Source organism: Methylophaga sp. OBS4 (assembly GCF_026319305.1).
Lineage (GTDB): Bacteria > Pseudomonadota > Gammaproteobacteria > Nitrosococcales > Methylophagaceae > Methylophaga.
The window spans coordinates 40,566-62,892 of sequence record NZ_JAPDMV010000018.1 but is presented as its reverse complement, the minus strand read 5'-3'; the positions used below and the strand labels follow the sequence as shown (position 1 = coordinate 62,892).

General features: G+C 50.3%; 21 protein-coding genes. 6 read left to right on the top strand and 15 right to left on the bottom strand.

Going from position 1 to position 22,327, the window contains the following annotated elements; genetic code table 11:
- The 9 genes from OMP95_RS07365 to OMP95_RS07325 form a co-directional block, all read right to left on the bottom strand.
- Positions 1 to 1,726, bottom strand: a 1,726-nt coding sequence (locus OMP95_RS07365; RefSeq protein ID WP_266327480.1) for a retention module-containing protein, incomplete at its 3' end; no start/stop codon positions are given.
- A 271-nt stretch (positions 1,727 to 1,997) separates the two neighbouring features.
- On the bottom strand, positions 1,998 to 2,489 hold the full coding sequence (locus OMP95_RS07360; RefSeq protein ID WP_266327478.1) for a hypothetical protein: 492 nt from the start codon (positions 2,487 to 2,489) through the stop codon (positions 1,998 to 2,000).
- Complete coding sequence (gene slmA, locus OMP95_RS07355) at positions 2,450 to 3,067, bottom strand: nucleoid occlusion factor SlmA (RefSeq protein WP_266327476.1); 618 nt, start codon at positions 3,065 to 3,067, stop codon at positions 2,450 to 2,452. The genes OMP95_RS07360 and slmA overlap by 40 nt, the downstream gene beginning before the upstream one ends.
- A complete protein-coding gene (gene argB, locus OMP95_RS07350) occupies positions 3,064 to 3,972 on the bottom strand; it encodes an acetylglutamate kinase (protein WP_266327474.1) in 909 nt (302 codons plus the stop codon). Before argB ends, slmA begins: the two co-directional genes overlap by 4 nt.
- Before the next feature lie 13 nt (positions 3,973 to 3,985).
- Positions 3,986 to 6,463 carry a phosphomannomutase/phosphoglucomutase gene (locus OMP95_RS07345; RefSeq protein ID WP_266327472.1) on the bottom strand — a complete coding sequence of 826 codons (2,478 nt, stop codon included), beginning with the start codon at positions 6,461 to 6,463 and terminating at the stop codon, positions 3,986 to 3,988.
- 30 nt (positions 6,464 to 6,493) lie between these two features.
- On the bottom strand, positions 6,494 to 6,949 hold the full coding sequence (dut, locus tag OMP95_RS07340; RefSeq protein ID WP_266327470.1) for a dUTP diphosphatase: 456 nt from the start codon (positions 6,947 to 6,949) through the stop codon (positions 6,494 to 6,496).
- On the bottom strand, positions 6,921 to 8,150 hold the full coding sequence (gene coaBC, locus OMP95_RS07335) for a bifunctional phosphopantothenoylcysteine decarboxylase/phosphopantothenate--cysteine ligase CoaBC (protein ID WP_266327468.1): 1,230 nt from the start codon (positions 8,148 to 8,150) through the stop codon (positions 6,921 to 6,923). Before coaBC ends, dut begins: the two co-directional genes overlap by 29 nt.
- Positions 8,143 to 9,504 carry a YhjD/YihY/BrkB family envelope integrity protein gene (locus OMP95_RS07330; protein WP_266327466.1) on the bottom strand — a complete coding sequence of 454 codons (1,362 nt, stop codon included), beginning with the start codon at positions 9,502 to 9,504 and terminating at the stop codon, positions 8,143 to 8,145. The genes coaBC and OMP95_RS07330 overlap by 8 nt, the downstream gene beginning before the upstream one ends.
- An 8-nt stretch (positions 9,505 to 9,512) precedes the next feature.
- Positions 9,513 to 10,274 (bottom strand): Nif3-like dinuclear metal center hexameric protein, encoded by a 762-nt coding sequence (locus OMP95_RS07325; RefSeq protein ID WP_416234636.1) that lies wholly within the window; start codon positions 10,272 to 10,274, stop codon positions 9,513 to 9,515.
- A gap of 53 nt (positions 10,275 to 10,327) precedes the next feature.
- Between OMP95_RS07325 and OMP95_RS07320 the strand changes: the two genes are divergently transcribed.
- Complete coding sequence (locus tag OMP95_RS07320; protein ID WP_266327462.1) at positions 10,328 to 10,993, top strand: DUF4126 domain-containing protein; 666 nt, start codon at positions 10,328 to 10,330, stop codon at positions 10,991 to 10,993.
- Here OMP95_RS07320 and OMP95_RS07315 read toward each other — a convergent pair.
- The gene (locus tag OMP95_RS07315) at positions 10,990 to 11,826 is read right to left on the bottom strand and encodes a CheR family methyltransferase (protein WP_266327460.1); all 837 of its coding nucleotides are present in this window, start codon (positions 11,824 to 11,826) and stop codon (positions 10,990 to 10,992) included. The two genes, OMP95_RS07320 and OMP95_RS07315, sit on opposite strands and share 4 nt — an antisense overlap.
- Before the next feature lie 125 nt (positions 11,827 to 11,951).
- Here OMP95_RS07315 and OMP95_RS07310 point away from each other — a divergent pair, with 125 nt between their 5' ends.
- Both OMP95_RS07310 and OMP95_RS07305 read left to right on the top strand, forming a co-directional pair.
- The gene (locus OMP95_RS07310; protein WP_266327458.1) at positions 11,952 to 12,794 is read left to right on the top strand and encodes an SDR family NAD(P)-dependent oxidoreductase; all 843 of its coding nucleotides are present in this window, start codon (positions 11,952 to 11,954) and stop codon (positions 12,792 to 12,794) included.
- Positions 12,795 to 12,841: 47 nt separating this feature from the next.
- Positions 12,842 to 15,007 (top strand): putative bifunctional diguanylate cyclase/phosphodiesterase, encoded by a 2,166-nt coding sequence (locus OMP95_RS07305; RefSeq protein ID WP_266327456.1) that lies wholly within the window; start codon positions 12,842 to 12,844, stop codon positions 15,005 to 15,007.
- Between the two features lie 109 nt (positions 15,008 to 15,116).
- Here OMP95_RS07305 and OMP95_RS07300 read toward each other — a convergent pair whose 3' ends face one another.
- From OMP95_RS07300 to OMP95_RS07280, 5 genes are all read right to left on the bottom strand, one after another.
- Positions 15,117 to 15,965 carry a formate/nitrite transporter family protein gene (locus OMP95_RS07300; protein ID WP_266327454.1) on the bottom strand — a complete coding sequence of 283 codons (849 nt, stop codon included), beginning with the start codon at positions 15,963 to 15,965 and terminating at the stop codon, positions 15,117 to 15,119.
- 120 nt (positions 15,966 to 16,085) lie between these two features.
- On the bottom strand, positions 16,086 to 18,659 hold the full coding sequence (clpB, locus tag OMP95_RS07295) for an ATP-dependent chaperone ClpB (protein ID WP_266327452.1): 2,574 nt from the start codon (positions 18,657 to 18,659) through the stop codon (positions 16,086 to 16,088).
- A gap of 81 nt (positions 18,660 to 18,740) precedes the next feature.
- Positions 18,741 to 19,439 carry a lysophospholipid acyltransferase family protein gene (locus tag OMP95_RS07290; RefSeq protein WP_266327450.1) on the bottom strand — a complete coding sequence of 233 codons (699 nt, stop codon included), beginning with the start codon at positions 19,437 to 19,439 and terminating at the stop codon, positions 18,741 to 18,743.
- Positions 19,414 to 20,037, bottom strand: coding sequence for an L-threonylcarbamoyladenylate synthase (locus OMP95_RS07285; RefSeq protein WP_266327448.1), 624 nt, complete (start codon positions 20,035 to 20,037; stop codon positions 19,414 to 19,416). Before OMP95_RS07285 ends, OMP95_RS07290 begins: the two co-directional genes overlap by 26 nt.
- Before the next feature lie 55 nt (positions 20,038 to 20,092).
- Positions 20,093 to 20,923 (bottom strand): PHP domain-containing protein, encoded by an 831-nt coding sequence (locus tag OMP95_RS07280; RefSeq protein WP_266327446.1) that lies wholly within the window; start codon positions 20,921 to 20,923, stop codon positions 20,093 to 20,095.
- 236 nt (positions 20,924 to 21,159) lie between these two features.
- Between OMP95_RS07280 and OMP95_RS07275 the strand changes: the two genes are divergently transcribed.
- The 3 genes from OMP95_RS07275 to OMP95_RS07265 are packed head-to-tail and all read left to right on the top strand — an operon-like array spanning position 21,160 to position 22,316.
- Entirely contained in the window at positions 21,160 to 21,741 is a 582-nt protein-coding gene (locus OMP95_RS07275; RefSeq protein ID WP_266327444.1) for a septation protein A, read from the top strand.
- Positions 21,742 to 21,753: 12 nt separating this feature from the next.
- Positions 21,754 to 22,053 (top strand): YciI family protein, encoded by a 300-nt coding sequence (locus OMP95_RS07270; RefSeq protein ID WP_266327442.1) that lies wholly within the window; start codon positions 21,754 to 21,756, stop codon positions 22,051 to 22,053.
- A complete protein-coding gene (locus OMP95_RS07265; protein ID WP_266327440.1) occupies positions 22,050 to 22,316 on the top strand; it encodes a BolA family protein in 267 nt (88 codons plus the stop codon). Before OMP95_RS07270 ends, OMP95_RS07265 begins: the two co-directional genes overlap by 4 nt.
- The last annotated feature ends 11 nt before the right edge of the window (positions 22,317 to 22,327 follow it).

Sequence of the window (22,327 nt, the reverse complement as noted above, 5' to 3'; positions counted from 1 at the left end):
CCGGATCAGTTACATTAGCCAGCAAATTCGGTGCTGATACTGGTGTGTCTTCGTCTGTGTTGACTGCTTCATCAGCATCATCCAGATCATTCACTGGGTTAATGGTAATAGTCAGCGTCGAATCATTAGTGTCTGTACCGTCTGTCACCGTATAGGTCGCAACTGGTACATCACCGTTGTAATCCGCTTCAGGCGTGAAGGTATAAGTACCATTTGCATTGATAGTCAGACTGCCTACTCCAGCCATCACCGCAGTTTGGCCCGCTGTATACACCGTGCCATCGCCTGCGACCTGGAATTGCGTAATACTGTGTGTATCACCCACATCCGGATCAGTTACATTAGCCAGCAAATTCGGTGCTGATACTGGTGTGTCTTCGTCTGTGTTGGCTGCTTCATCAGCATCATCCAGATCATTAACGCCCTGAAGATTGATTGTTAAATCTGCAAAATTACCATCATTGACACCATCACTAACCTGGTAGGCATCAACAAAGTTGATTGGATCACCCTCAACACCTTCGCCAAGAGAAACAAGGTAATCAATACCAACAGAGTTCAAAGCAAATGAATATGAACCATCTGATTGGATAGTCAGAGTTCCATATTCGTGATTGATGACGATGGGTGCATTTAAGACTTCCAGGACACCATTGCCAGGATCTGCATCACCATCTTCATCAGTATCGTTATCTAAAACATTGCCATCTACAGAATAGATTTCATCAGAGTTGTCAGTGATTTGGTTGGAATCATCATTCGCAACAGGGGTAGTGTCATCGTCAAAGATGGTGACGATGGCAGAGTCGGCATCGGGATTAATGGTGGCATTAGTTGCACTCAGCAACATAATCTCGAAGCTTTCATCGCCTTCATCAAGGTGATCCTGAACAATGGTAATGGTCACCGGGAAGCTGGTAGTACCGGCAGGTATTGTCACTGTGTCGGTTAGAGAACCATTAAACCAGTCATCCGGATGGTCTGCACTAATAGGTCTGAGTTCATAAGTAACTTGAACATCCTGATCAAAGACTTCGCTGAGGGTGATCAGGAAGGTCACATCGCGTGTTTCGCCACCACCATTCACACCATCGGTGCCTTCCAGCACATTCACTGCATTGCCGTTAACAATAACCGGGAAATCTTCGGTAGGTTCGCCGTCACTTGGCGGTGGATTTTGTGGATCTTCCACATCAATTTCGACTTCAACCGAGACACTGACAACGGGAAGAGGCTCTTCCTCATCAAGAATAATGATGTCTTCTTCCGGCAGGTCGAATTCGTTAGTGACACCAACTGTGTCAAAACCAGCATCAGGCGTAACTTGTGGACCAAGATAGTCGACAAATACCGCTTCGTGGCCTTCGTTACCGCCTTCTACACCTGCACCAGCGGCAGTGGCTTCGGCCAGCTCAGTGGGATCAGCGCCTTCCAGCAAGGCTTGTTGAATAGCAGCAACATCGTCTGGCACGTCTGCGTCAGACTCGGCAATAATAGGGGCAGATGGGTCAAAGACTTCGCTGTCCAGCAATGCCTGAGAGCTTCTACCCAAGTCCATAATGCTGCCGTCAGCAAATTCGATTTCGACTGCACCCGCCGCGCCGGTAGTAATCAGTTCATCGGCGTAAACCCTGTCGCCAACCTGTAATGTTCTTATCGAACCGTCAGCAGCCGTAGCCGTGACTTCACCAATTAAAGCTTTTACAACACCAATTTGAGTAGCCATATTTCTCTCCCAAGAAAGCTCAACATCCATAAACGGGCTGGCAACAGTCCATTCCTTGATTGTCATATTGCTCTGCTGAGAGAGGGAAATCTATTGTACCTTGGTACTAATTGTGAAATTTTTTATGGCAGGATAATTTGAGTCTAAAGTGCTGTGGTACTGGCTTCAGCGCTAAAAACGCTCATAACGGGGATAAAATTTCTAACTAAATTTTAATCTTTTTCTGATTTAAAGCCCCGCCACTGCGGTGTATTGGAGCCTAGAAAACAAATCAGCATTTTTTGACTGATTTCAGTTGCTGCTGTTCAGTCATCGCCCTCACGGCGAGTCGATCCAACAATTCCGTGACCAGTTTACGGGGCAACCAGGCTTCACCATCAAACACTACGCGTACGGCTCTGACAATTGCCGACCGCTGCTGACTGGTAATATAACCCCGGCAGGTAAATCCTGAAGCCTGCAAGCGTTCGAAATCCGGACTGTCATTACTGATAATCAGCGTCTTGGTCTGCGGGCTACGCAGGCTGATCAGCAAACAAAGTTCATCAGCACTGATGGGACTGGCTTCATCTGAAACAATGGCGATATCGGGCGTGATCTCACTCAGCCTCAATAATAAGGGTTCGGGCTCAGCATCATCCAGCATCGTCACTGCAATATTGGGCTGATTGATCAGCAAAGCCTTTTCATGTTCAAGGTCTGCGCCGATCAAGCAGACATTGATCATGTGTAGGCTTTCAGTAGGGTTGTTATCAGTTGCCATTGCTGCTCCCAACCGGTCAAAGGGGATTGGCGATAACTGCTTCGAACATATTGCTGCATATGGCCTTCAATAATCGTCAGCAATAAATTGGCAGTTTCATTCACCGGACGTCCGCCGGCTTCGGTCAGACTGAGTTCACGTTCACGCAGGATCTGTCTGAACTGCGTTTCCAGCCGATCAAAAAACTGGCTGACCCGTTGCCGTAAACGCTCAGTCTCCCCTGTAAGCGCAGCCCCGACCAGTACACTGCTGATACCGGGGTTTTTAGCACTAAACCCCAGCACTAATGCCATGATTTTTTCAATCCGTGACACGGCATTATTATCTTCATCTAGTATACGCCGGATCAAGCCAAATACGGTGTCTTCAGCAAAGCTTATCAAACCTTCGAACATTCTGGCCTTGCTGGGGAAGTGACGATATAGTGCAGCTTCAGACACCTTCAGGCTGGCAGCCAGCTTGGCAGTAGTAATACGTTCTCCGGGATTTTGTTCCAGCTGTGAAGCTAAAGCTTCCAGGATCTGCTGACGACGAGAGCTTTTTGCTTCCGCTCTGCTTGTTTGCTCGACCTCACTCATCGTCCGCCTCCGCGAATTAAGGTGCCCACACCTTCGTCAGTAAACATTTCCAGTAATACGGCGTGCTGAACCCGGCCATCAATTATATGTGCCGTGGTTACGCCTGCCTGCACCGCATCCAGCGCACAGCCAATTTTTGGCAACATGCCGCCATAAATGACGCCTTCATCAATCAGATCATTGACCTGTCTGGCATTCAGCCCTGTCAGCAACTTGCCGTCAGCATCAAGCAGCCCGGCGGTATTTGTCAACAGAATGAGTTTTTCCGCTTGTAATACCTCGGCAATTTTGCCCGCCACCAGATCGGCATTGATATTGTAGGACTCGCCATCTTTACCGACACCGATAGGCGCAATAACAGGAATAAAGTCACTGTGAATCAGCATATCGATGACACTGGTATCGATGCTGGCAACTTTACCGACATGCCCCAGATCAATCAGTTCGGAAACCTGTACCGAAGGGTCGGTATTGTCACGCGCCACATGCAGTTTTTCAGCATAAATCAGACTACCGTCCTTGCCGGTCAGGCCCACGGCCCTGCCACCGTGGTTGTTGATCAGGTTAACAATGCTTTTGTTCACCTGACCGCCCAGCACCATTTCGACGATATCCATGGTTTCCCGGTCAGTAACCCGCATACCGTTAATAAACTCGCTCTGCTTACCGACCCGCTCCAGCAGATCACCAATCTGCGGGCCGCCGCCATGCACAATAACAGGATTGATGCCCACGGCTTTCATTAACACCACATCGCGGGCGAAACTGTTTTTCAGCGCCTCATCCACCATGGCGTTACCGCCATATTTAATGACCAGCGTTTTCCCTGAAAAACGCTGAATATAAGGCAAAGCTTCAGTCAAAACCTGGGCGATATGTGTGGCACGTTGTGTGTTTAAACTCATTATTCCATTCTTCTTAAAAAAGCAAAGACAGCGTCGGTTTTATCTGCAACATTTGCTGAATAAAGGCTTGTTTGATCTGTTCCATCTCTTCCTTGCTGCTGGCCTCAAAGCGCAAAGTCAGTCCCGGCACGGTGTTAGATGCCCTTACCAGCCCCCAGCCATTGGGATAATCTACCCGCACGCCGTCTACGGTCGATATTTGTCCACCGATAAATTCAATGTTCGCTTGCAACTGTTCGATAAACCGATGACTTTCACCAACCGGCATATCCACTATTATTTCCGGCGTCGTCACGCGCCGGGGAAGAGCGGCAAATACCTGTGTCGGCGTCCGCTCCAGTGGATCAGCGGCGAGGAATTCTAACAAGCGCGCCGCCGAGTATAAAGCATCATCAAAACCATACCAGCGATCGCGGAAAAACAAATGTCCGCTCATTTCGCCTGCCAGCTTGGCATCTACTTCGATCATCTTGTTCTTGATAACCGAGTGACCGGAAGGTGACATTATGGGCTGGCCACCGGCACGACTGATAATTTCTTCGAGCAAATTGGTGCTTTTGACATCATATATAATGGTCGCGCCCGGCTCTCGTGCTAATACATCCTGCGCCAGCAAAATCAATAAGCGGTCCGGCCAGATAATATTGCCCTCCGCATCAACAACGCCCAGCCGGTCGCCGTCACCGTCAAATGCCAGCCCCAGTTCAGCTTCATGTGACTGCACCGCTTTGATGAGATCCTGCATATTTTCAGGCTGGCCGGGATTGGGGTGATGATTCGGAAAATTCCCATCGACTTCGCAAAACAGTTCTGTCACCTGACAGCCCAAAGCCCGCAGCAGTTCAGGCACAACGCTACCGGCAACCCCATTGCCGCAATCAACCACAACGTTCATGCTGCGTCTGATAGTGATGTCGGATTTGAGGTGCTCTATGTAGTCAGCGGTAATATCCTGTTGTGATACCTGCCCATGACCGGTTTTCAGCCGCCTGTCTTTAATGCGTTCATACAGACGGTGCACGGCTTTGCCCGCCAGCGTTTTACCGGCAATCACCATTTTCAAACCGTTGTAATCAGCCGGATTATGACTCCCCGTAATCACGGCCCCGGTGTTTGTCTGCAGATATTCGCAGGCAAAATAGACCATGGGGGTAGGAACACAGCCGATATCGATCACATCACAGCCAGCGCTTGCCACACCTTTGACAAAGGCCTGTGTCAGACTGTCGCTACTGAGACGGCCATCGCGACCCACAACCAGTTTTGTCTGGCCTTGATCCACAGCTTCACTGCCCATGGCCTGCCCCAGTTGCTGCATCACCTCGGCATTCAACTGCTGTCCGACAATCCCCCGAATGTCATAAGCTTTAAAAATTTCCTCATCCGGCAGCGTCATTACGGCTGACTGATTCATTGACTTCTGTGAAGCCTCCGCCAGCGCTTGGTCAACAATCAATTCCGAATCGGGAGATAGCGGCAGGCTTTCTTCCGCTGTAACTTCAGGCTCAGGCATACTGACAACTGATGCCGCTTTCACGGCTTTTTTGGGAAAGGCCAGTTGTTGAATGGTATCGCGGACGGGCCTTAATTGCGTCAGGACGATGGGATAATTTTTTTCCAGGTTTTGCCGTTGCAGATCGGTCAGTTGCTGCCGCAGAGAATCCGCATCCATCGATACAATCTTGCTGAACCAGTGCTGATTTAACCGCCACACCACCGCCAGTAACACCGCTATCACCACCATCAATAACCCGATATCGGCAACACCCTCGGGTTTGGGCCAGTAGTGCAGCTGCCAATGGCTGCCTGATACAGGCTGAATCATGGGGGCGGCACCCTGCTTGTACTCAGGATTGCCGAGTTGTGTCAATACCGCCTGGTTGGATGTTCCCTGCGTTAATTCTGCATAACCATGGGCAACAAATTTATCGTCAATCAGGCTGTCCACCCGTTCTGGTTTGATCGCCATTAACAACGCGGCTGGCTGCTGACTGGCGGAAGTTTCAACCTTGTGCACCAGCAAAATGTGGGCGGCATCGCTACCTGGCTGAATCATCGCGGCATCGGCCTGTTTGTTATCTTTGAGCTGACGCAGGCTGTTCAGTGTAGCGAAAGTGATTGGCAGGCATCCCAAATCCGTAGGCGCCGATATATCACCGATCAGCAAACAGAGCTTGGACACCTCAGGCAGCGCAGCACTGTAACGGTCTTGCCATTGATTAATGCGATCAGGATCATTCAACGCGACCAGCTGCTGCGTGTCCGGCAGGCTGGCCAGCTGTTGCAACTGGTTTTGCCAATCAGCGACTCTGGTCTCGACCGTCACCGCCATGGTCTGCAAGGTTTGCTGTTGATATTGCGATTTTTGCTCTGCTTGTTTAGCCAGATAATAACCGTGATACGCGCTGAGCAGACTCAGTAACAACGCCACCGTGATCAGCAATAAAATAAAACTGATCGATTTCTGGCCGATTTTACGTGCGAGCTTCACCGCTCACCTCCGCCCACGCAAAGGATTAATTTAGTGACGTCCGGTGTGACCGAAGCCACCCGTGCCCCTCTCTGATGTGGTAAATTCCTCCACACGTTCAAACCCGACCTGGACAACGGGAATAAACACCATTTGCGCAATGCGTTCGCCGATATTGATTTCAAAAGCTTCCTGCCCCCGGTTCCAACATGAAACAAATACCTGACCCTGATAATCGCTGTCAATCAGGCCCACCAGATTACCCAGCACAATACCATGTTTGTGCCCCAAACCGGAGCGGGGTAACAGCACCGCCGCCAGGTCCGGCTCATCAATATGTATAGCCAGGCCGGTCGGGATCAGGATAGTTTCTCCGGGCTTGAGTATCACCGCTTCTTCAAGGCAGGCCCGCAGATCCAGTCCGGCAGAGCCGGTCGTCGCATAGTCCGGCAACTCTATGCTGTCGCCGAGACGTGGGTCAAGAATTTTCAGTTGAATTTTTTGCATAAAATCTTTCTATTATCAGAGTCATTAAATCCCGAGCCAACTGACCTTTAGCTGCCAGCGGCAAAATCTGTTCACCATCAGCCCACAACACTTGCAAGGCATTGTCATCAACCGCAAAACCTAAACCGTCACCCACTTGATTAGCGGCAATCATATCCAGGCCTTTTCGCTGTAATTTATCCCGGGCATAATCCGCAACATGGCGGGTTTCGGCGGCAAAACCAACGATAAAAGCACTGTTATTCTCGCTGTTTACCACACTGGAGACAATATCCACCGTCGGCTCCAGCAGCAATTCCAGCTTGTCGTGTACGGTTTTCTTGATTTTGTTGGCTTCAAAAGCCACCGGTTTAAAGTCAGCCACGGCCGCACAACTGATAAAAATATCACTCTGTCCAACGTGATCCATGACCGCTTGCTGCATTTGTTCAGCGGTTTCGACATCAAACCGCTCGACACCTGCCGGAGTGGTCAAGGCAACCGGACCGGCTATCAGTTGCACTTCAGCGCCGGCTTCCTTCGCAGCCTGGGCCATGGCAAAGCCCATTTTTCCGGAACTGCGGTTACCGATAAACCTGACCGGGTCAATGGGTTCATAGGTAGGGCCGGCAGTAATCAACACGCGTTTCCCTTGCAAACGACCGGGTACCACCAGATGCGATAAGGCTTTCACGATATCCAGCGGCTCCATCAAACGCCCTTCGCCCTGTTCGCCACAAGCCTGATCGCCACTGGCAGGGCCGATTATCTGCACGCCCTGAGACCGCAGTTTGTTGAGATTTTCCTGTGTCGCCGCGTGAGACCACATTTTGTTATTCATTGCCGGTGCAATCGCTACCGGAGAGGCCGTTGCCAGATATAAGGCCGTTAATAAATCATCCGCCCGCCCTTGGGACAATCGGGCAAGGGTATCTGCACTGGCCGGTGCAATCAAAACCCAATCGGCCCAGCGCGCCAATGTGATATGGCCCATAGCAGATTCCTGATCGGCATCCAGCAGTTCCATCGCCACCGGATGACCGCTCAGCGTCTGCAAGGTTAACGGCGTAATAAACTCTGCGGCACCCCGGGTCATTACCACCCGCACTTCAGCCCCTTCGTCACGCAGACGACGGATCAGATCGGCGGATTTATAAGCAGCGATGCTGCCACTGACACCGACAACAATATGCTTGCCGGCAAGCGAGCGCTGGTCATTCATGCTTTTTTACTCCCATAGCCAGCTCACGCAAGGTCAGATCACCCAACACTTCAGCCTGGGCATTGCCGATATCCTGTAACAGTTTGTTCACGTCCTGGTCGGCCAGGCTTTTTATCGTCCAGTTGCTGTTTTCTTCCGACGTTCGCAAGCAATTCAAAACCGCGGCCACTTTAATTGAGGCAACATCCTGTGCCGGCACATAACGGGTTTCTTCACCGGCCAGTTCGGCCAGCAGGCCACCTTTTTCCAGATTATTAAGCAGCTCCTGCACGGCGTTATTAGTCAATCCGGATCGTTCTTCCAATGCCTGTACAGTCAAAGGCGGCTGGTTTTTACAAAAACGTCTGGCAATAACGGTCATCAGCCACAAACCTTCTTTCTCACGTAATCTGGGACTCAGCGTCAGCGGTTTGCCCGCCATCTGTACCAGTTTAGGATGCTGCAGATAAAACGCCACCTGCGAACCGGTTAGCAAGATAAACCACGCCAGATACAACCAGATCATAAAGAAAAACAGGATGGCAAAACTGGAATAAATCGCTGTGTAGTTAGTTGAGGAAGCAACAAATGACGCAAACAAAGTACCAATCGAGATCCATAACACACCCGCCACCGTGGCACCGATCAGTGCCGGACTAAAATTGACCTTGGTATTGGGGATGAATTTATAAAGGAAGGTAAATGCCAGAATAATCATGATGTAAGGCAGTAATTTAGTGACAATGAGCAATAATGTGCCGAAAGGTTCAATGGATCGCAGTTGTTGAACCACTTCGTGATCAAGCACTGTCGTCGCCAGGCCCAGCGCCGAAAACACCAGTACCGGCCCAATCATCACCACGCTGAGATAATCGGTAAAGCGACGGGCCAGCGAGCGTGACCGTTTTACCCGCCAGACAAAGTTAAAGGCGTTTTCGATTTTCTGCACCAGGGCAATGATAGTGTAGAACAGCATCGCCAGACCCAGCGACCCCAGCACACCGACTTTAACGTTTTGCACAAAGCCGATGATATTGGCGGTGATTTCCGGCCCTCGTTCTCCCAGCGGCTCCAGTAATCCAAGCAATAACGGCTCCATCTGATTGTGTACACCAAAGGCTTTCAGCACAGAAAAAGCAACAGCAATCAGCGGCACCAGCGATAGCAGCGTCGTGAACACCAGGCTCATCGCACGCAGATTCAGTTCACCGGTAGCCAGCTCCCTGATCATAATGTAGGAAACCCGCAGCGTATTCAGCCACAATTGCCACAAGGCGGAGGCCTGCTCCGGAATTTCCTGCCACAGCGATACATGGAAAAAGTGTCGCAACTGCATCAGTTTGGCGTGGAGTCGTTGCGAATAAGGATTAGTCATAATACTGTTTACACCGGATTGTCGATATCAATGAAATGATGGCGGATATTGAATCTTTGTGCCAGCTCCTGCCCCAGCGCCTGCACACCATAGCGCTCAGTCGCATGATGTCCGGCAGCAATGTAGTTGATACCCAGTTCGCGGGCAAGGTGCACCGTTGGCTCTGATATTTCTCCGCTGACAAACACATCCAGCCCCAACTCCGCCGCTTGTTGCAAATAGCCTTGTGCGGCACCGGTACACCAGCCTATCGTGGTAATAGGCCGGTCGTGCCCCTGAATCACCAGCGGCTCACGCTGCAACGTCTGACGAACTTCGTCAGCAAACCGGGTCAATGTCAGCGATTGCCGCAGACAGCCACACAGCGCAAGCGCCGGGTCACCGGTACCGGAGATGCGGCCGTCAATCTCGATGTCGAGTAAGCGGGCCAGTTGGGCATTATTGCCCAGAGAAGGATGGGCATCCAAAGGCAAATGATAAGCCAGTAAGTTGATATCGTTTTCCAGCAGTAGTTTCAGCCGTCGCTGTTTGATACCGACGATCCGGGGGTCTTCACCACGCCAGAAATAACCATGATGTACCAGAATGGCATCAGCCTCCCGTTCCAGTGCAGCCTCTATCAAAGCCTGGCTGGCGGTTACCCCGCTCACCAGCGTTGTCACCTGTTCCCGGCCGGCAACCTGTAACCCGTTGGGGCAGTAATCCTGAAAGCGTCCCGGCTCCAGCGTCTCGTCCAGATAGGCGAGAAGTTCAGTTCGGGTTATCATCAACGTAATCCTTGTGACCAATAAGCCATCACTATAGCAAAACGGAGAATAAAACGATGGATGCAGTGAGTATCATCGCTCTCAGTATGGGCGCGGCCTGGGCCAGCGGTATCAATCTATACGCCACTATCTTTATGCTCGGCTATATGGGCATGACCGGTAACATCGTACTGCCAGAAGAATTACAGGTATTGAGCAACCCGATGGTCATGACGGCAGCGGGTTTCATGTACTGCGTTGAGTTTTTCGCCGACAAGATCCCGGGCGTGGACTCCGGTTGGGACAGCTTGCATACCTTTATCCGTATCCCGGCAGGCGCCATGCTGGCTGCCAGCGCTGTCGGTGATGTGACGCCGGCGGTGGAATTAACCGCGGCGATTCTGGGTGGCGCGCTTGCAGCAGGCAGTCATACCACCAAGGCAGGCAGCCGTTTGCTGATCAACACCTCGCCCGAACCGGTTAGCAACTGGGGCGCATCCATTACTGAAGACTTGCTGGTGATCGGCGGTTTGTGGGCCGCGTTGAATCATCCGGTGCTGTTCCTGATGGCCTTGGTGTTGTTCATCATTTTGATGATCTGGCTGTTACCCAGGCTGTGGCGGCTGTTCAAGGTGATTTTCCGCCGTATCGGCAGCTGGCTGGGGTTATGTGAACCGCCGCCCCCGGCAGAGCCAAAACCATCGACTGACGAGCAAACCAGAATCACGAAAGATTCCAGTTAATCTTTTCGTTTATAAACACTGCCAAACGGTGTGCGAACCAGCTCAAAAGCATCAGAATAGCCACTGATGGTTTCCGAGGCACCCAGAAACAGATAACCGCCCCGGTTCAGTGTTTGCGCCATACGTTTCAGAATGTCCTGCTTGCGCTCAGCCGAGAAATAAATCAGCACATTACGGCAGAAAATAATGTCAAAACGGCCCAGCGTTGCAAAGCTCTGCAGCAGATTCTGTTCTCTGAAACTGACGCGCTGCCGGATATCCTCTTTTACCCGCCAACTTTCACCCACACGGGTGAAGAACTGCTGCCGCCGTGATTCCGACAGTCCTCTTCCCAATGCCACACTCTCATACTCGGCCAGCCTGGCCTGACTCAACATCGAAGTGGATATATCGGTGGCAATAATCTGACTGCCAGCCAGCCGGCTGTTTGGCACCCTACGGGCGTACTCGCTTAATGTGATGCTGATAGTGTAAGGCTCCTGACCCGACGAACAGGCGGATGACCAAATGCGCAGCGGGCTTGGTCGTTGCTGCTCCAGCGTGGGTAAAACGACCTGCCCTAATGTTTCAAAAGGTGTGCCATCGCGAAACCATGAGGTTTCGTTAGTGGTCATCGCATCAATAACCGCATCGCGTAAATGGCGGGGCTGTCCAAGCCTGATAGCGACCAGCAAGTCAGCTACATTGCTGATTTTCTCTTCTCTGAGCAGCTTGGTCAGCCTGCTGACAATAAGATATTGCTTACCGTCACCCAGCAGAATACCGCAGGCATCTTCAAGAAATTGCTTGAAGCATTGATAATCAACTGAACTGATTTCTTGCGTTTGCAGCATAAGAGGCTTTATGAATGAAACTGACAGAATATATCCCATGTATCGGCCGCAATGCTTAAACATTTACCCAAACATGCGTTAAAGTGCAACCTATACTTTATAAATATGGCCGGGCTGATTCATCCATGAAGAATATTTTGATTACCGGTTGTTCCAGCGGCATCGGTTTTACTGCTGCGCAGATTTTACATCAACGTGGTTTTAATGTAATCGCCACCGTACGCAATGCTGATGACAAAACCCGACTTGAACAGACGGGTCTGACCGTCACCCTGCTTGATCTGAACAATGAAAACAGTATCAGCCAGGCTTTTCAATTCACACTGGACACTTTTAACGGGCGTATAGACGCCTTATTCAATAATGCCGCTTATGGTCAGCCCGGCGCGGTAGAAGATCTGTCCAGATCGGCATTACGGGAGCAATTTGAAACCAATGTATTCGGTACTCAGCAACTGACCAACCTGGTCATCAAACAAATGCGGCAACAGGGTCATGGCCGTATCATCTATAACAGTTCTGTACTGGGTTTTATTGCGCTGGCTTATCGTGGTGCCTACAACGCCAGCAAATATGCCATCGAAGGTCTGGCTGATACCTTGAGACTGGAGCTGCATGGCAGTGGCATTCATATCAGTCTGATTGAGCCGGGGCCGATCTTGAGCCACTTTCGCGCCAATGCTTTTGCCAAATATCAGCAAAATATCGACAAACACAACAGTGCCCATCACCAAGTCTATGAAGCAATGGAGGCCCGCCTCAACAAACAAGGCCCTACAGCACCTTTCACCTTACCGCCGGAAGCCGTGGTCGCCAAACTATTACATGCGTTGCAGGCTAAAAAACCGAGCATTCGATACTACGTGACATTTCCCACCTATCTGTTTGCGATTCTGAAACGGATTTTGCCGGTTAATGCACTTGACTGGGTATTGAGAAAAGTGTCTGATAATGAAAAGCGATCATAGTTAACGCCTGGGGGCGTGTCGTATTCGCATAGGAACGGATTTTATATATGGCGAAAATCTCGCGTGACAGCCTTCAATGGCAGACAGCCGTAAGAACCTTTATCAGTGTGCTACTCGCTGGTGTAACGGCGCTGGCAGTATCCAGCTACCTCTATTACCAACACGCGACTAATGCCAATCTCAATTGGCTTTATTTTGTACTCTACTACTCACTTGCAGCATTGGTTTTACTGGTCTTTGCCGGACTTTTTGCTATTAGAAATTATCAGGCCCTGGCGCGGCCATTGGACAACCTGGAACGCATCACCCATGCCTTACCATTGCTATCATCCAAAAAATACGATGAAGCCAAACAGATTTTCCAGCAAATCGAGAATCAGACCCATCTAAAAGAAATTGGTGAACTGCAGGCGGCATCATTGCAGTTATCGAGTATTCTCGAACAGCTGGATGCCAATGTTATTCAGCGCACACGCACAATCAACGCTACCAATGAAGAACTGCGCGGTGAACGGGACTTTGTAAAAAACCTGCTTGATACTGCACAGCTTATCATTCTGACTATTAATGAAGATTTTCAAATCACCATGTTTAACGACTACGGTGAAAAAATTACCGGCTATACCGAATTGCAAGTCCTCAACTCGGATGTCGCGCGTTTTTTCCCTGCCGGTAACTGGACTGAGGCACAGACGTTTTTTCACGAATTATTTGCTGGCAATCTGCCCATCGCCCAGCAGGAATCAGAACTCATTGACAAGGACGGCCGCATCCGTCACATATCCTGGTTGCATTCCAGACTGGAAAATCACGCATCAAAGGCCGTTTTGCTGTCGGTCGGTCTGGATATGACCGAGAAAAAAGAAGCCGAGAAACGCATCGTATGGATGGCAGAACATGATCCGCTCACGGATCTGTGCAATCGCCGCAAGTTTACTGAAGAGTTTGAGAAATCCCTGCGTACCGCCATACGCTACAATCACAACAACAGCTTGTTATTTCTTGACCTGGATCAATTCAAGGATATCAACGACACCAGTGGCCATGGCGCTGGCGACGAATTACTTAAAATCGTAGCCAAAACACTTAAGCGTGTTACCCGTTTCACAGATCTGGTTGCAAGATTAGGCGGAGACGAATTTGCAGTGCTGATGCCTGAAAGTGATGAAATCGGCGCGGTGATACTGTCCCAAAAAATCATCAGTGAGCTGAGTAGAATCCAGCTTGAATATGGCAGCGTTAAACATAAAGTTTCTACCAGTATCGGTATTGTTAACTTTCCGATCCATGATGCCAGTATTCATGAGTTGATGGGCTTTGCCGATCTGGCCATGTACAAGGCAAAAGCCAACGGCAAAGGTAGTTACCATGTTTTCTCAGGTGATGACCACACTATCGAACAGCTTGAAACCCGCGTGTTCTGGAAACACAAAATCGAAGAGGCGCTGGAACATAATCTGTTTGTCTTGCACTACCAGCCGATTTTGAACATCGAAGCAAACACCATTCAGCATTATGAAGTGCTGATACGCATGCGTGATCCTAATACAGGGGAAGTGCGTATGCCCGGTAAATTTATTGAGATTGCCGAAGAGGTGGGCCTGATTCAGAGCATTGATCACTATGTCATTCAACACGGGATGCGGAAACTGGCGGCAATGCAGAAAAAAGGCATGAAAACCAAACTCGCGATCAACCTGTCGGGCTCTATTGTCGATGCCCCGGTACTGTTGCCGCTGCTGAAAAAACTCATCAAGAAATTGGCCATTGATCCAACCGGATTGATATTTGAAGTAACGGAAACGGCGGTAGTCTCGAATCTGCAGCAAGCGAAACTGATGATGACTGCGGTCAAAGCCCTCGGCTGCCAGTTTTCGCTGGATGATTTCGGTGTCGGTTTTGCCTCCTTCAACTACATGCGTGAACTGCCCGTTGATATCATCAAAATAGACGGCATATTCATTAAAGACCTTGATAAAAATGCAGATGACCAGTTATTTGTCAAAGCATTGATTGACGTTGCAAAAGGTCTGGGACGCAAAACCATCGCTGAATTTGTCGAAAATGAGGCCGTGTTAAACATGCTCAGCCAATATGGCGTTGATTATGCCCAGGGCTATTACATAGGGCGGCCTGACTCCGCTATCAGAAAAGATGAGAACTGGCATCCTTCTCAGGCCAGTCCAACCGTAATTACTTCTCCCCTGGACTGACTGGTGCTCTTTCATGCCGGGTTCCGCAACCCTGTGACGTTTTGACCTGAACGCTGACAGACCAACTGAACGCAACAATATCAAATTGAAAGAACACCAGCTTTATCGCTTATTCGTTGGGCCGTGAGAACACAAACACCAGATAATAAGCCATCGCCACAAAGCCGGCACCACCGACAATATTACCCAAAGTCACCGGAATAATATTGCTGATAAGGCCATGCAAAGACAGGTTCGCCAACAGAGCTGCATCAATACCACTGGCAGCAACAATACTCGGATCCATTGAAGCCAGGATGGCAACAGGGATCATGTACATATTCGCAATACAGTGTTCAAAGCCCATTGCCACAAAAGCTGAGATCGGAAAAAGAATCGCCAAGACCTTATCAGTCACTGTCCTTGATGCGTACACCATCCAGCTCGCCAGACACACCAGCACATTGCAGAAAAGACCGCGCACGAAGGCTTCCGTCATCGTATGATCGACTTTTGACAGACCCACCTTAATGGCCGTCGCACCTACCAGGTGATGGGCATTGTCCAGATAACCTGACAAGTAAACCAGGTAAACCATAACTAGTGCGCCGATGGCATTACCGATATAGACGATACCCCAGTTACGCATCAGCCCCCAGAATCCCACTTCGCCTTTTGCATAGGCCATGATGACCAGCGTATTACCGGTGAACAGTTCGGCACCGGCAATAACGACCAGGATAAAGCCTAATGAAAACACCAGGCCGCCCACCAGTTTTGTTATGCCGTATGAGGCATGACTGTCAGTAATTACCAGGTTATAGTACATGGCACCAAAAGCGATGAACGCACCAGCCATCAAAGACAATATCACCAGCGGGAAAGCGGGCATATTCGCCTTAACCACACCGAGTGTTTTCACTTTTTCAGCGACTTCCGCTGGCGTGAAAGCATCAACGAACTTGCCAAAATCAGACATCACAGCTTCTCAGTTTCAAACAAAAGCTGACAATTATATCAAGCACCTAATCTATACAACCAGGTAGATACCTATTTAGTAGAAATAAATATAAAAAGCCCTGACTCGCAGGGCTTTTTATCAGTGCTTGAAGACCAGTTTATCGTTGTCTACCGACACGCTAATCGTATCGCCTGCATTAAAGCTGCCTGACAGCAGATCCTGTGCCAGCGGATTTTCCAGTTCATGCTGGATCACCCGTTTCAACGGCCGAGCCCCATAAACCGGATCGAAACCGGCGGCGGCAATCATATCCAGCGCTTCGTCTGACAGTTCCAGCTTAATCTCACGTTCGGCCAGCCTTGCACGCAAATGCTCCAGCTGAATATCGGCAATAACGCGGATTTGTGCTTGTTCAAGGGGATGAAACACCACCACATCGTCAACACGATTGATAAATTCAGGGCGGAAATGCTGCGCTACAATTTCCATCACCGCCTGTTTCATCTGGGCGTAATTTTCCTCGCCTGCCATTTCCTGAATCAGATTGGAACCCAGGTTGGAAGTCATCACCACCACGGTATTGCGAAAGTCGACGGTACGGCCCTGACCATCGGTCAGACGGCCATCATCCAGCACCTGCAACAAAATATTGAACACATCCGGATGCGCTTTTTCCACTTCATCCAGCAGAATCACCGAATACGGTTTCCGCCTGACAGCTTCCGTCAGATAGCCGCCTTCCTCATAACCGACATAACCAGGAGGCGCTCCAACCAGCCTGGCGACCGAATGTTTTTCCATAAACTCGGACATATCAATCCTGACCATGGCTTCTTCGGTATCGAACAAAAATGTTGCCAGCGCCTTGCATAGTTCCGTCTTACCAACCCCGGTCGGTCCCAGGAACAGAAAAGATCCATTGGGACGGTTTGGATCAGATAAACCGGCACGGCTGCGGCGAATTGCATTAGCCACGGAAGTAACGGCTTCATCCTGTCCCACCACCCGCTGGTGCAGGGCTTCATCCATTTTCAGTAACTTATCCCGCTCACCTTCGAGCATTTTGGATACCGGAATGCCGGTCCACTTGGAAACAATTTCAGCAATTTCTTCCTCACCGACTTTGTTACGCAGCAGCGTAAACTCCTGCATCTCGGCCTGGGTGGCCATATCCAGTTGTTTTTCCAGTTCCGGAATGCGGCCATATTGCAGTTTGGCCATTTTTTCATAGTCAGCATTGCGATTGGCGGCATCCAGTTCCAATCTGGCTTTTTCCAGTTCTTCCTTGACGTGCTGACTGCCATGCAAGGCGGCTTTTTCCGATTTCCAGACTTCTTCAAGATCGGTGTATTCACGTGCCAGTTTCTTCATTTCGGCTTCGAGTGTTTCCAGCCGTTTTTTTGAGGCCTCGTCGCTTTCTTTCTTCAGTGCCACCCGCTCGATTTTAAGCTGAATCAGACGCCGTTCGAGTCTGTCCAGCACTTCCGGTTTGGAATCAATTTCCATACGGATACGACTGGCCGCCTCATCAATTAAATCGATGGCTTTATCCGGCAGATTGCGATCGGTAATATAGCGGTGTGACAAAGTCGCGGCAGCGACAATCGCCGGATCGGTAATATCCACCCCGTGATGCAGTTCGTAACGCTCACTGAGGCCACGCAATATCGCAATGGTGGATTCTACCGTCGGTTCACCTACCAACACTTTCTGGAACCGTCGCTCCAGAGCTGCATCTTTTTCCACATACTGGCGATATTCATCCAATGTTGTCGCCCCGATGCAATGCAACTCCCCCCGTGCCAGCGCAGGTTTGAGCATATTACCGGCATCCATCGCGCCTTCTGCTTTACCGGCTCCGACCATGGTGTGAAGTTCATCGATAAACAGAATAATCTGACCTTCCTGTTTGGAAAGATCATTCAATAAGGCTTTTAAACGTTCTTCAAATTCGCCACGGTATTTAGCACCGGCAATCAATGAGCCCATATCCAGTGACAAGACGCGTTTGTGTTTCATGCCTTCCGGCACTTCCCCATTCACGATACGCTGGGCCAGTCCTTCGACAATGGCGGTTTTACCAACACCGGGTTCGCCAATCAGCACCGGATTATTTTTGGTGCGACGCTGCAATACCTGGATAGTACGGCGTATTTCATCATCACGGCCGATAACAGGATCCAGCTTGCCGCTCTCGGCACGGGCAGTCAGATCAATCGTATATTTCTCCAGCGCCTGGCGCTGTTCTTCGGCATTGGGATCGGTCACACGTTCGCCTCCACGCATTTTTTCGATTACAGCTTCCAGCGCGGCTTTGCTGGCGCCATGTTTTCGCAATAACTCACCGGCCTGATTTTTGTCTGCCACCACCGCCAGCACAAACAGTTCGCTGGAAATATACTGGTCCTGTCTTTGCTGCGCCAGTTTGTCGGTCTGGTTGAGCAGACGATTCAGGTCTTGTGACACATGAATATCACCGCTGCCGCCTTCAACACGGGCACTGCGCGATAACTGCTGCTCCAGATCAGCCTGGTATGCCGGCACGTTAACGCCACTTTGTGCCAAAACCGGTTTGACGCTGCCGTTTTGCTGAGCCAGCAATGCCAGCATCAGGTGAGCCGGTTCGATGAACTGATGATCACGGCCGACTGCCATGCTTTGGGCCGCTGCCAACGCTTCCTGAAACTTGCTGGTTAATTTATCAATTTGCATGGGTTATTTCCCTTGAAAAAGTGTGTCATCAGGAAAGTGGGGAAAATAAATCGGAAAATCAAGAGCGGCCGCAATAAAACATCATTTGGTAACAGGTGTTTCTATTGCCAGGGTAATCTCCTCCAAGGCTTTAACCAGCTCAGTTCCGGTAACCCGAATAGGCGGCGTCAGCGTCAAAGTCACCCGACTGGGTTTAAAAGGGGCGAGCATGACTTTACCTTCAGCTGCAACGCCATCAATACGCACCGGATACACTGGTGCCTGAGACCAGGCAGCTAAACGGACAACACCACCTTTAATCCGGCGTGGCGGATCAGTATCAAGATGTATCGTGCCATGGGGAAACAAGGCGATCACTTCACCTTGCGCCAATGCCCGCAATGCCTGTCTTAAAGCCTGTTCGGGCTTACCGGCCCTGTCAACAGGAATGCAACCCGCCGCTTTAAATAACCAACGCAGTCCGCGCCGTTCATATTGCTCTCTGGCGATCAGAAACCGCAGCGGTCTGCGACTGGCACTGGCCAGCAAGAACGGATCCAAACCGGAAACATGATTCGCGACCACGATAGCGCCCCCCTTGTCCGGCAGATTCAATTGCGTATATTTCAAGCCATGCCAAAAACGGCAAATCAGCCGTGTCCAGCCGTCTAACCAGTTAATGTAAGCACTGCCCCAGTCGGCACCGGCATGGCGTTCACCAATCCAGACAATAAAGGCCGCGATACCAAGCAGCGCAAGAATCAGCAGCCACATATCAATCTTGAAACAGAGTCGGGTCACCGCGGCCGACCCTGATCACCTCAGGCAAATCGTCGATAAATTCAATCACTGTGGTCGGTTCAGCGCCACAGGCACCGCCATCGATGACCAGATCTACCTGCTTGCCGATACGCTCAACAATATCCTCGGCATCGGTCATTGGTAGTTCATCGCCTGGCAAAATCAAGGTTGAGCTCATTAAAGGTTCGTTCAACTCTTCCAATAAAGCCAGTGCGATGGAATGCTCAGGAATACGCAGACCGATACTTTTTCTTTTCGGATGTTGCAACCGTTTGGGCACTTCCTTGGTGGCGGGCAGGATAAAGGTATAAGGACCGGGGGTATGGGCCTTTAACTGGCGAAACACGGCATTATTCACTTTTGCATATAAAGACAGCTCGGACAGATCACGACAGACCAGGGTAAAGTTGTGCTCCTCATCCAGTTGGCGCAGTCGGCGAATACGGTTCATCGCGGTTTTATCCCCCAGGTGACAGCCAAGTGCATAGCCTGAATCAGTGGGATACACCACCAAGCCACCACCTCGAATAATATCGCAGGCCTGTTTTATCAGCCGCAGTTGCGGGTTCTGGGGATGGATCTGGAAAAATTGGCTCATGACTTACCTGCACTTTCTGCCGTAAAAAGGCACATCATACACAAAGCCGTGCAGCTCATTGCCATTGACTCCATATAGGTGTCACAAACGGCGGCATCGCTGTGCTTTTACCCAGTTCGGTCCAGGCATTGTCGGGACTGTGGAAGTCCGAGCCACATGAAGCCAGTAACTCAAAATCGTTAGCCAACCTGGCCATATTCCTGACTTCTTCAGGATGCTGATTACCGGAAGAGACTTCGATGCCGGCACCGCCAAGTGCTTTGAACTCCGTCAGCAGGCGGCGGCGTTTTGTCGCGGTCATTTTGTAACGTGCCGGATGCGCAATCACAGCCTGTCCGCCAGCGGCATTGATCCAGCCCACTGCATCGGTCAGCGATGCCCATTCTCCGGGCACATAGCCAGGTTTATTTTTCACCAGAAATCGTTTGAATACGTCTTTTATATCCCGTGCGTGACCCTGGTCTACCAGAAAACGGGCAAAGTGCACCCGTCCCAGCATGGTTTCAGAAGCATAAAGCTTTGCCCCTTCCAGCGCCCCGGCAATACCGGCTTTTTCCAAGCGCCGGGCTATGATTTCAGCCCGAAGCTTACGATAGCGACGCAAACCGGCAAGGCCCTGCTGCAAACCCGCATGGCCAATATCAATGTTCAATCCGACAATGTGAACGGTCGTACCGTGCCAGCTGACAGAAACTTCCACACCGGCAATAAGTTCTATATTTGCATGCTCCGCAGCTGCCCGCGCCGCCTTGATTCCTTCGGTACCATCGTGATCAGTCAGTGCCAGATGAGTGACACCTTGATTATGAGCGCGTTCTACCAGTGCTTGCGGCGTTAATGAGCCATCGGATGCGGTGGAATGTGTGTGTAAGTCATATTGGGCCATAGTTCACATTCTATACCGAAACAACCTGGACCTGCGCGTATCAGAGCCCATGTAAACAGTCAGAACAAGGCGCAGTCTGCAGCGAATGGCTATTCCCTTGGCAAAGGCTGCAACGCCGTGCTGACTGTTTACATGGGCTCCCGCAGGGCAGCTTCTTGTCTCGCTGATATCGTGCATTTCCAGGTTGTTTCGGTATACGTTAGAATGCTGATGTCTGTATTAATGTAGCGAATGTAATGAAACTGTTTTTTGATTTTTTACCCATTGTATTGTTCTTTGTCGCCTATAAATTCGGCGGTGGCGATTATGTCTTCAACGGCCAAACCTACCAGGTAGAAGGCATTTACGCAGCGACAGCTGTGATGATCGTGGCCAGCCTGTTACAGGTAAGCTATTCCTGGCTGCGCCATCGCAAAGTGGAACGCGCCCATCTCATCACGCTGGTTCTGGTGGTATTGCTCGGTGGTGCCACCCTGTGGCTGCAAAATCCAGACTTTATTAAGTGGAAACCCACAGCCGTCAACTGGCTATTTGCCTTGGTATTTGTCGGCGCCTATTTGTTTACCGACAAATCCTTGCTTGAAAGAATGATGGCCGAACACATCCAGTTACCCGCCAAAGTCTGGACAAGGCTGAATATGGCCTGGATCCTGTTTTTTATCGGTTCCGGCCTTGCCAACCTTTATGTTGCTTTCAATTTCGAGGAAGCCACCTGGGTGAATTTCAAATTATTCGGTATGCTGGGTTTAACCATCGCCTTTGTCATCGCCCAGTCGATCTATCTGGCCAGACACGCCGTCGAAGTACCCAAGCAATAACAAGGTTTTATTATGCTCTACGCCATCATCAGTGAAGATAAACCCGGTAGTCTGCCGAGACGCTTGCAGGCCCGTCCTTCCCATCTGGCCCGTTTGCAGGCGCTGCAGGATGAAGGGCGCTTGATTCTGGCCGGTCCCCACCCGGCTGTAGACAGCGAGGATCCCGGTGAAATTGGCTTCAGCGGCAGTCTGGTGGTCGCCGAATTTTCTGATCTGCAAGCCGCCCAGCAATGGGCAGATGCCGATCCTTATCTTGCTGCGGATGTATATGCTCAAGTCACTGTTAAACCATTCAAAAAAGTGCTGCCATGACTACAGTTGAACAAATCAAACAGGCGTTGCAAAAGCTTGATCCCGAGCGGGTTGAAATTGAAGACGACAGCGACAAACACGCAGGCCATGCAGGCAATACCGGCGGCGGCCACTATAATTTGCTGATAGTCAGTCAGGCTTTCGAAGGCCTGCCACTTATCAAACGTCATCGACTGGTTTACGACCAGCTTGATACATTGATGCAGACACAGATACATGCCTTGAGCATTCAGGCTAAAACACCGGCAGAGATCCAGCGGTAGCCGGTATCATC

Coding starts and splice junctions, on each gene's coding strand:
- OMP95_RS07310 (WP_266327458.1), top strand. CDS start 11,952: ATGAAGAATATTTTGATTACCGGTTGTTCCAGCGGCATCGGTTTTACT.
- OMP95_RS07300 (WP_266327454.1), bottom strand. CDS start 15,965: ATGTCTGATTTTGGCAAGTTCGTTGATGCTTTCACGCCAGCGGAAGTC.
- OMP95_RS07320 (WP_266327462.1), top strand. CDS start 10,328: ATGGATGCAGTGAGTATCATCGCTCTCAGTATGGGCGCGGCCTGGGCC.
- OMP95_RS07330 (WP_266327466.1), bottom strand. CDS start 9,504: ATGACTAATCCTTATTCGCAACGACTCCACGCCAAACTGATGCAGTTG.
- dut (WP_266327470.1), bottom strand. CDS start 6,949: ATGCAAAAAATTCAACTGAAAATTCTTGACCCACGTCTCGGCGACAGC.
- coaBC (WP_266327468.1), bottom strand. CDS start 8,150: ATGAATGACCAGCGCTCGCTTGCCGGCAAGCATATTGTTGTCGGTGTC.
- OMP95_RS07275 (WP_266327444.1), top strand. CDS start 21,160: ATGAAACTGTTTTTTGATTTTTTACCCATTGTATTGTTCTTTGTCGCC.
- OMP95_RS07285 (WP_266327448.1), bottom strand. CDS start 20,037: ATGAGCCAATTTTTCCAGATCCATCCCCAGAACCCGCAACTGCGGCTG.
- OMP95_RS07315 (WP_266327460.1), bottom strand. CDS start 11,826: ATGCTGCAAACGCAAGAAATCAGTTCAGTTGATTATCAATGCTTCAAG.
- OMP95_RS07270 (WP_266327442.1), top strand. CDS start 21,754: ATGCTCTACGCCATCATCAGTGAAGATAAACCCGGTAGTCTGCCGAGA.
- OMP95_RS07265 (WP_266327440.1), top strand. CDS start 22,050: ATGACTACAGTTGAACAAATCAAACAGGCGTTGCAAAAGCTTGATCCC.
- argB (WP_266327474.1), bottom strand. CDS start 3,972: ATGAGTTTAAACACACAACGTGCCACACATATCGCCCAGGTTTTGACT.
- clpB (WP_266327452.1), bottom strand. CDS start 18,659: ATGCAAATTGATAAATTAACCAGCAAGTTTCAGGAAGCGTTGGCAGCG.
- OMP95_RS07280 (WP_266327446.1), bottom strand. CDS start 20,923: ATGGCCCAATATGACTTACACACACATTCCACCGCATCCGATGGCTCA.
- slmA (WP_266327476.1), bottom strand. CDS start 3,067: ATGAGTGAGGTCGAGCAAACAAGCAGAGCGGAAGCAAAAAGCTCTCGT.
- OMP95_RS07305 (WP_266327456.1), top strand. CDS start 12,842: ATGGCGAAAATCTCGCGTGACAGCCTTCAATGGCAGACAGCCGTAAGA.
- OMP95_RS07360 (WP_266327478.1), bottom strand. CDS start 2,489: ATGGCAACTGATAACAACCCTACTGAAAGCCTACACATGATCAATGTC.